Source organism: Corallococcus praedator (genome assembly GCF_003612125.1).
GTDB classification, from domain to species: domain Bacteria; phylum Myxococcota; class Myxococcia; order Myxococcales; family Myxococcaceae; genus Corallococcus; species Corallococcus praedator.
Map to the genome: position 1 here is coordinate 1 of NZ_RAWI01000394.1, position 8367 is coordinate 8367.

Below are 8367 nucleotides of genomic sequence, written 5' to 3' on the forward strand. Positions count from 1 at the left end.
GCAAGGCCCCCGAGCAGGCGCCCCAACTGCCCGCCGAGCGCCCCGAGCTGCGCGTGGAGCTGCCGCCCTCCGACACGGAGCTGGCCCTGCGCCGGGACGCGGAGGACGCCCACGCCCGCACGGAGGACCTGCGCCGCCAGCGCGAGTCCGCGTCGCTCGCCGCCCGCGCCACGAAGGACGGCGCCGAGCGCGCCCGCCTGGAGGCGGAGGCCCGCGACCTCAAGGAGCGCGAGGAAGAGGCCAAGCGCGTCGAGTACCGCGCCAAGAAGGCCGTCGACGACGAGACGCGCGAGCGCCGCAAGCGGGAGCAGGCCGAAGCGGTGCGCCTGCGCGAGGAGGCCCTGGCCCAGGAGGCCGCCCAGGCGGAGGCCGCCCGTCAGGCGGAGGCTGCCGCCGCGCGCGCCAAGGTGGAGGCCGAGGGAGGCCGCACGCTGGCGCAGGGCCTGGACCGCACGAAGAGCCAGGGCTTCATGGCCCGGCTCAACGGGCTGTTCGGCCAGCAGCGCGAAGTGGACGAGTCCGTGCTGGCGGAGCTGGAGGAGATCCTCTTCACCGCCGACATCGGCGTGAGGACCGCCAACCACCTGGTGGAGGTGGCGCGCGAGAAGCTCAAGCGCAAGGAATTGAGCGACCCGGAGCGCATCAAGGGCGTCATCCGCGAGGAGGTCGCGCGGATGGTGGACCTGCCGGTGCCGCGCTCGCTGGAGGGCGGAGGCCCGCCGCACGTGGTGATGGTGGTGGGCGTCAACGGCGCCGGGAAGACGACGACCATCGGGAAGCTGGCCGCGCAGCTCACCGGCCAGGGCAAGAAGGTGGTGCTCGCCGCGGGCGACACCTTCCGCGCCGCCGCCACCGAACAGCTGGACGTGTGGGCCGAGCGCGCCGGCGCCCAGCTGGTGAAGGGCACCGACGGCGGAGACCCGGGCGCCGTCATCTTCGAGGCCGTGAAGAAGGCCCAGACGGAAGGCGCCAGCGTCGTCATCGCGGACACGGCGGGCCGGCTGCACACCAAGGCCCCGCTCATGGAGGAGCTCAAGAAGGTCAAGCGCGTGATGGACAAGGCGCTGCCCGGAGCCCCCCATGAGGTGCTGCTCGTGCTGGACTCCACCAACGGGCAGAACGCCATCATGCAGGCCAAGCAGTTCCACGAGGCCGTGGGCGTCACCGCCATCGCGCTCACCAAGCTGGACGGCACCGCCAAGGGCGGCGTCATCATCGGCATCTGCGACGAGCTGAAGCTGCCGGTGGTCTGGGTGGGCGTGGGCGAGAAGATCGCCGACCTGCGCCGCTTCGAGCCGCGCGAGTTCGTGCAGGCCCTGTTCGACTGACGGCCCTCGTCACTGCCCCAGAAGCTGGTTGTTGATCTCCTCCAGCATCTGCTGCAACTGCTGCGTCTGGGCGCCCAGGTCCACGTCGCCCGGGCTGCCGCCGCCCATGGCGCCCATCAGCCCCTGGAGGTCCTCTGAGGAGCCCAGGTCCTCGTCGCCGTGGGCCTCCTCCCACCAGCGCGTGCGCAGGGCGCCCAGCGCCTTCGCGTTCGTGGGACTCGCCTTCGCCAGCTCCTGCGTGAAGCAGGAGCGGCACGCCCACTTGAAGCGGTACGTGTCCACGTACGCGCGCAGGGCCTTGAAGAAGGCTTCATCCCCCATGAGCTCGCGCGACGCCTGATGCAGCAGCGGCGCCTTGCCATACACCAGCGCGCCGTACTCCATCTCGCCGCCCGCGAAGTCGCCCACGGGCCGGTCCGCGCGGCCGTCCTTGCCGCCCCCCACGCGGTAGAGCTGGTAGGGCATCACCAGGGCCTCCTGCTTCAGGGCTTCGGCGGCCTCCTTGCCGTGGGCCCATTCGATGTAGAGGAGCGCCGCGTACTGCGCCAGGGACTCGTCCACCACGGGGTCATGGATGGGGTCGGAGCCCACGAGGCCCGCGAAGTACTGGTGCGCCACCTCGTGCGCCACGGTGAACTCCAGCGTGCGCTCCAGCGAATCCCCCAGTTGGGCCATCAGGCCCGCGCCCTGCGCGCCCATGAACTGCTGGAGTGCCTCGTCCATGCCGGGCATCCCGCCGAGCAACGCCATGGGGTTGGCCTTCGCGCGGTAGAGCGACGTCGCCACCGTGACGAGCCCCGGGAACTCCATCCCGCCCGCGCCCCCGCTGAGCGGCGCCTGCACCACGCGGAAGTGGGTGTAGGGCAGCGGGCCCAGGCGCTTCTCGAACTCGGACAGGGCCTGCGACGCGTACTTGAGCACGCGCTTGCCCACCGCCGCGTCCTGGGGCGCGAAGTGGCTCTCCACCGTGACGGCGTTCACCGTGGCGGTGGCGGACTGGTAGCCGCGCGTCACCAGCACCGGGAAGTCGCGCACCGCCGCGGCCGCGAAGCTGTAGCGCACGCGGCCATCGCGCTCGGGCACCTCTCCCAGCGGCGTCCCGGTGGCGTGCGCCGCCCAGCCCGAGGGCACGGTGAGCGTGGCCAGCACGTGCGCGGGCTCATACAGCGCCAGGTCGCCCTGCCCCTGCGGCCCGTCCCACGGACGCCCCTGGGCATCCATCGGGGGCACCTGCGGCACCACGCCCACCAGGCTCACCACGTCCGCCGTGGCGGAGAAGGCCCCGTGGTCCTCCGCGCCGGACTTCTTGCCGCCGCCCATGAGTCCGCCCAGGCCCCCGGCCAGCGACTCCGCGCCCGGCGCCGCCCGGGGCACCGTGCCCTTCACCGCGAACTCCAGCGACACCGTGCCGCCCGGCGCCACCGGCGGCTCCAGCGCCACGCGCTGCAGCGTGGGCTCCGGCCCCGGCTCCAGCGTCACGGCCTTGCCGTTGAGCTTCGCGCCGGAGAGCGTCACCTGCCGCGAGCGGGCATTGGGCGTCAGCCGCAGGTACAGCTCGGTGAGGGGCTCGGGGCCCTTCGCCACCAGCTCCACCTGCACCTTGCCCCAGACGCGCCGCTCCTTCGGCTCCACCTCCAGTTGCACGCGGTAGCGCGGCAGGGAGTCCAGCGGCCCCAGCGCCCGCGCGGCCCTGTCCCGCTCCGACGGCTTGAGGTGCTGGAGGCAGAGCTGGACCTCCGGCGCCACGCTGCCCGCGCCCGGGACGGAGGCCGGCGTCGAAATCGGAGCGGGAGTCGGGGCGCGCGGAGGTGCCGCGGCGGACGGGCCTGCGACGAGCACGCACAGCAGCCACCATCCGGGGAAGGTCCTCATGGGGGGCATGCTAATTGACCCGCTCCGGGGGCGCTCGCTACAAGCCTCCCTGTGATCCACCCGCGAACGTTGACCCTCACCGCCGCCGTTGGCCTCCTGGCCGCCTGTGCCAAACAGGTTCCCGTGCCCACCACCGTCGCAGCCGCCGCGTCGACGAAGCCGCGCTCGGTCCGCCTGCTGCCCAACACGCCCGAGCGTGAGACGGCGAGCCTGGAAGGACGGCGTGAGGACGTGGAGGTGGACACGCGCGAGGGCGAGCGCAATCCCCGCATCGTCGCCACCGCGGAGACGCAGCCCCTGATGCTGGACGGAGCGAAGGCCCGTCTCTGCGGGGACGAGGCCTGCACCCAGGGCTTCGCCGTGGACAACTTCCTGCTGCTGGAGGTGCTGGACGCGAAGGGCAAGGTGTCGCGCCGCGCCGCCGTGGGCTTCACCGACAGCGTCTTCATCGGCAACGAGCAGGTGGACAACCTGGGCCGGCACGCCTTCAGCTTCGAGCCCAACGAGGTGGACATCACCGGCCTGCTGCCGGAGTCCGAGCCCTTCCGCATCCGCGCCACCGCGCTGGACTTCTGGGGCGTGGGGCGGGTGACGGCCATCTACCTGCGGCTGGAGCCGGGCGCGGGCCGCAACGAGGACGACCTGCGGGGCCAGTAGCCGGCCCCGCGCGGTACGGCTTCAGCGCTTCCGAAGGGACCTCAGAAGCGCAGGGCGCCCGCGGGCATCCCCGAGCGCAGGCCCGCGCCGATGGTGCCGTCGCACTTGCCACCGCAGACGTCGACGTCCGGGTTGAGCGCCGCCGGGGGACGCGTCGCCGCGTAGGCCCCCGCGCCCGCGGCGGCGGCCACCACGCCCACGCCGACCCAGACGTACCAGCGCTGGTACCACGCGGTGCTGGTGCTCTCCTTCACCTCCGGCGGCTGCTCCGTGCCCAGCGCCAGCCCCGGCTGCTCCACCGGCCCGGCGGGCGTCGCCGCCGGCTCCAGCACCGCGTTGCGCGGCACGTCCGAGTCCGCCACCGGGCGCAGGCGGCCTTCGACCAGGTAGGGCTGGCCGGCGCGCACGACGATGTTCTTCACGTCCTTGAGGCCCGGGGCGCGGAACTCCACCTCGTGCTGGCCCGGGCTGATGGCGTAGTTCTCCAGGGGCGTGACGCCGACCTTCACGCCATCCACCAGCACCGTGGCGCGAGGCACGTCCGCGCGCAGGGTGGCGATGCCCGTCGCCACCTCCAGCGCCACCGTCACGTCCGTCGTCTGGCCCGGCGACACCACGACGCGCTGGAGGAAGTCCGAGTAGCCCTGACGGCGGGCCAGGACGCGGTGCTCGCCCGGCGCCAGCTCCACGGGCTCCAGGGGGTTCACCTCCACGTCATCCACGGTGATCTTCGCGCCGCGCGCGTTGCTGCCCAGCCGGAACGCCAGCGCGGACTTCGCGGCCTCCGGCGCGTCGACGGGAGACACCGCGGGCGTCTTGCCCGGCTTGGTCTTCTTGCCCACGCGCTCCTTCTTCGGAGCGGGCGGCTTGCGCTTCACGGTCGGCTTCGGCTTCACCGCCTTGGGCTTGCCCTTGGGCTTCGCCGGCGTGTCCTCCGAGGGAGGCGCGATGAGGTCATCGGTCTCCTGGGCGAACACCGCGGAGGGGAGCGCCAGGGCGGCGACGAGCGACAGGACGGCGAAGCGGCGAAGGCTCATGTCGGCCCGAAGGTTAGAGAGTCATCCCTGGGGAAGCAAACACGTCCCACACGCACGTCGCTTGGGAGAATATCCGCGCCCCATGCACCGCACCCTCGTCACCCTCCCGCTCGGCCTCTGTGTCCTCTCCCTCACGGCCTGTCCGGCCAAGGCCCCGCCCCGGGTGGAGACCACCCCTCCCGCGGCGCCCGCCATCCATGTGCCGCCTGGCTGCGAGAAGGATCAATCCGGCGACTACTTCCACGCGCAGAACCCGGCCTTCCGCTACCTGGGCCAGGACGACGGCGGCACGCTGTCGCTCGCGGTGGTGCGCGCATGGGCGGACGGCGGCGTGGAGTCCCCGGACGCGGGCTCCGTGGGCATCGTCCTGCACCGCACCCCGGACGGCTTCGTGGGCGAGACGCGCGCCACCGGCTTCACCGGTTCGGGAACACCCTGCCCCGTCGCCTTCCCCACCGAGGCGGTGGCCTGCGACGACTCGGGCCTCACGCTGCGGGCCGCGTCCAGCACCGCCATCGACGAGGACTGCCGCCCCGCCACCTCCGGCCCCGCCCCCGTGCGCCAGGAACAGGTGCTGCGGCGCGGGGTGCCCGACGCCGGCCTGTAGGGGGGCCTGGCAAGCACCGCGCCGCCGTCCCTGCTTCCGGAAGTCGGAAGAGGAAGCGGCGGCGCGAGACACCCGAAACGAATGCGGCCCGGAAGGACTCAGGCCGCCTGACGCGGCTGCTCCTCGGGGGAGGTCACGGCGGGGGCGGACTCGGTCACCTTCACCCGGCCCGCGAAGCCCTGGAGCAGGCTGGACATGCCCACGTACAGGAAGCCCGCCTGGAACAGGACGATGAAGGGCACCGACGTGTAGATGCGCGCGTCGATGGCGAACCACAGCGCCCCGGTGAAGTAGGCGGCGAAGAGCAGCTCCACCACCGGCATCAGCGTCTTGCTGCCACGGTAGCTCTTCTTCACCGGCGCCTTGACGCTCTTGCCCTCGGCGCCCGTCTTCGGCGTGCGCGCGAAGCCCGACTGCTGGTTGAGCAGCGCCTCGCCCACGGCCTTCGCGTTGTTGATGGCCAGGCCGATGCCCAGGCTCATCAGGAACGGCAGGTACTTGAAGCGCTCCCAGCCGGTGGCGCCGCGCTCGCGCTGGGCGGCCACGTAGAAGACGCAGACGCTGGCCGTCGCGGTGATGAAGAAGGGCAGGTCCAGGAACAGCGTGCCGTACAGGCCGTGCTGGAAGCGCACCACCATGCTGATGGGCATCAGCACGGACAGGAGCACCATCAACAGGTAGGCCATGTTGTTGGTGAGGTGGAAGAACGCCTCGCGCTTCACCAGCAGGGGCAGGTCGCTCTTGAGGATGGTGGGCAAGAGCTTCTTCGCCGTCTGGATGGAGCCCTTGGCCCAGCGGTGCTGCTGGCTCTTGAAGGCGTTCATGTCCACCGGCACTTCGGCCGGGGAGATGACCTCCGGCAGGAACACGAACTGCCAGCCCTTGAGCTGCGCGCGGTAGCTCAGGTCCAGGTCCTCCGTGAGCGTGTCGTGCTGCCAGCCGCCCGCGTCGGAGATGGTGCTGCGGCGCCAGATGCCCGCGGTGCCGTTGAAGTTGAAGAAGCAGCCGGCGCGGTTGCGCGCGGTGTGCTCGATGATGAAGTGCCCGTCCAGGAAGATGCTCTGGGCCTGCGTGAGGATGGAGAACTCACGGTTCAGGTGGCCCCAGCGCACCTGCACCATGCCCACCTTCGCGTCCGCGAAGAAGGGCACCGTGCGCATCAGGAAGTCGGGGCTCGGGACGAAGTCCGCGTCGAACACCGCCACGTACTCGCCCGTGGCCAGCTTCAGGCCGTTCTCCAGCGCGCCCGCCTTGTAGCCCTGGCGGTTGACGCGGTGGATGTAGACGATGTCGTGGCCCTTCTGCCGGTGGCGCTCCACGCACGCACGCGCGATGCCGCACGTCTCGTCCGTCGAGTCGTCCAGCACCTGGATTTCCAGCAGCTCGCGCGGGTAGTCGATGCGACACACCGACTCCACCAGGCGCTCCACCACGTACATCTCATTGAAGATGGGCAGCTGGATGGTCACGCGCGGCAACGCGGGAAGCGTGCCGTTCGGCGTGGGCAGCTTGAACTTGTGGCGGTAGTACAGGAACGCCATGCGGTACCGGTGGGATCCATAGACCCCCAGCACGCTCAGCAGGCTGAAGTAGACAGCCAGGAAGATGATCTCAACGGTGGTCATCGGTGACGCTCAGCCCCTCCCGCTGGCACTGGCGCCAGCGGTCCAACCAGACGTGGCGGCATGCCCGACCGACCCGCTCACGCTGACCGCCGCCTCCTGGGTCCGCTGAGCCCCGCCCCGTATGTGCCCGAAAAGACTAGGCTTTGACGTTCCGACTCCTGATCGCGGCCGGACAATAGGGAGGCACCCGGGTCGTGTCAAACTATTCCCCGGTTCCGAGAGGCTTGAAAGGGCGGCATTGACGCGAAACGTCAACCAGCGTTTCCCTGCGTCATGGCGCGCCCCTGGAAGTCCCCCAGCCCCGTCGGGCGGAGGACGTCCAGGGTGCGGAGGTCGGCTCAGGACCTGGCGGCGTCGCTGACGTGGGCTTCGTCGCGGGTGGCCCGGTCCAGGACGCCCTGCACCAGCTCCGGGAAGTCCAGGCCGGCGCGGGCAGCGATCTTGGGCAGCAGACTTACGGGGGTGAAGCCCGGCAGGGTGTTCACCTCCAGCACCACGTCGTTCTCCGTGTCCGAGCACAGCACGTCCACGCGGCCGTAGCCCCGGCAGCCCAGGGCGCGGTACGCGGCGAGCGCGAGGGTCTCCACGTTGACGCGGCGCGTGTCGGACAGGCGGGGCGGCAGGAAGTACTGCGCGCCGCCCTTGTACTTGGCCTCGTAGTCGAAGCCCTCGCGCGGGAAGGCCACCTCGCAGCTGCCCAGCACGCTGTCGCCGAGGATGCCCACCGTCACCTCCTGCCCCTGGACGAAGCGCTCCACCAGGGCCTCGCCGCCGAAGCGGCACGCGTGGGCCACCGCGGGCACCAGCGCCCCGGCGTCGTGCACCACCGACAGGCCCACGGATGAGCCGCCCTTCGCGGGCTTCACCACGCAGGGAAAGCCGCTGTCGCCGTGCAGCTCCAGCGCGCGCTCCACGTCCGCGCGGCCCACCTTGTAGCCCCGGGGCGTGGCCAGGTTGTGGAGCTGGAAGAGCTTCTTCGCCATGGGCTTGTCCATGGCCAGCGCGGAGGCCAGCACGCCGGAGCCCGTGTACGGCAGCTCCAGCAGCTCCAGGAGGCCCTGCACGCGGCCGTCCTCGCCCATGCGGCCGTGCAGCGCGAGGAAGGCCACGTCCAGCTCCGCCGAGCGCAGCGCCCGGTCCAACCCGGGCCCGGCGAAGACGCGGGTGACGGTGTGCCCCAGCGTCTCCAGGGCCGCCACCACGGCCTCCCCCGTCTTGAGCGAAATCTCCCGCTCCTCACC

General features: G+C 71.6%; 7 protein-coding genes. 3 read left to right on the forward strand and 4 right to left on the reverse strand.

Annotation, left to right across the window (positions count from 1 at the left end; genetic code table 11):
- Positions 1-1328 (forward strand): signal recognition particle-docking protein FtsY (gene ftsY, locus D7Y13_RS33825; protein WP_120630901.1); only part of this gene is annotated, 1328 nt, incomplete at its 5' end.
- Between the two features lie 9 nt (positions 1329-1337).
- Here the strand turns inward: ftsY and D7Y13_RS33830 are convergent.
- Positions 1338-3200, reverse strand: coding sequence for a M1 family aminopeptidase (locus D7Y13_RS33830; protein ID WP_370451747.1), 1863 nt, complete (start codon positions 3198-3200; stop codon positions 1338-1340).
- Between the two features lie 123 nt (positions 3201-3323).
- Here D7Y13_RS33830 and D7Y13_RS33835 point away from each other — a divergent pair, with 123 nt between their 5' ends.
- Positions 3324-3857 (forward strand): hypothetical protein, encoded by a 534-nt coding sequence (locus tag D7Y13_RS33835; protein ID WP_341870454.1) that lies wholly within the window; start codon positions 3324-3326, stop codon positions 3855-3857.
- Between the two features lie 41 nt (positions 3858-3898).
- Here the strand turns inward: D7Y13_RS33835 and D7Y13_RS33840 are convergent, their stop codons facing one another.
- Positions 3899-4894 carry a PEGA domain-containing protein gene (locus tag D7Y13_RS33840; RefSeq protein ID WP_120585836.1) on the reverse strand — a complete coding sequence of 332 codons (996 nt, stop codon included), beginning with the start codon at positions 4892-4894 and terminating at the stop codon, positions 3899-3901.
- Positions 4895-4976: 82 nt separating this feature from the next.
- Between D7Y13_RS33840 and D7Y13_RS33845 the strand changes: the two genes are divergently transcribed.
- Positions 4977-5501 (forward strand): hypothetical protein, encoded by a 525-nt coding sequence (locus D7Y13_RS33845; RefSeq protein WP_167508800.1) that lies wholly within the window; start codon positions 4977-4979, stop codon positions 5499-5501.
- A gap of 98 nt (positions 5502-5599) precedes the next feature.
- Here D7Y13_RS33845 and D7Y13_RS33850 read toward each other — a convergent pair whose 3' ends face one another.
- Positions 5600-7126 carry a cellulose synthase family protein gene (locus D7Y13_RS33850; protein ID WP_120537668.1) on the reverse strand — a complete coding sequence of 509 codons (1527 nt, stop codon included), beginning with the start codon at positions 7124-7126 and terminating at the stop codon, positions 5600-5602.
- Positions 7127-7464: 338 nt separating this feature from the next.
- A partial coding sequence (locus D7Y13_RS33855) for a D-alanine--D-alanine ligase family protein (protein WP_147452552.1) occupies positions 7465-8367 on the reverse strand: 903 nt, incomplete at its 5' end.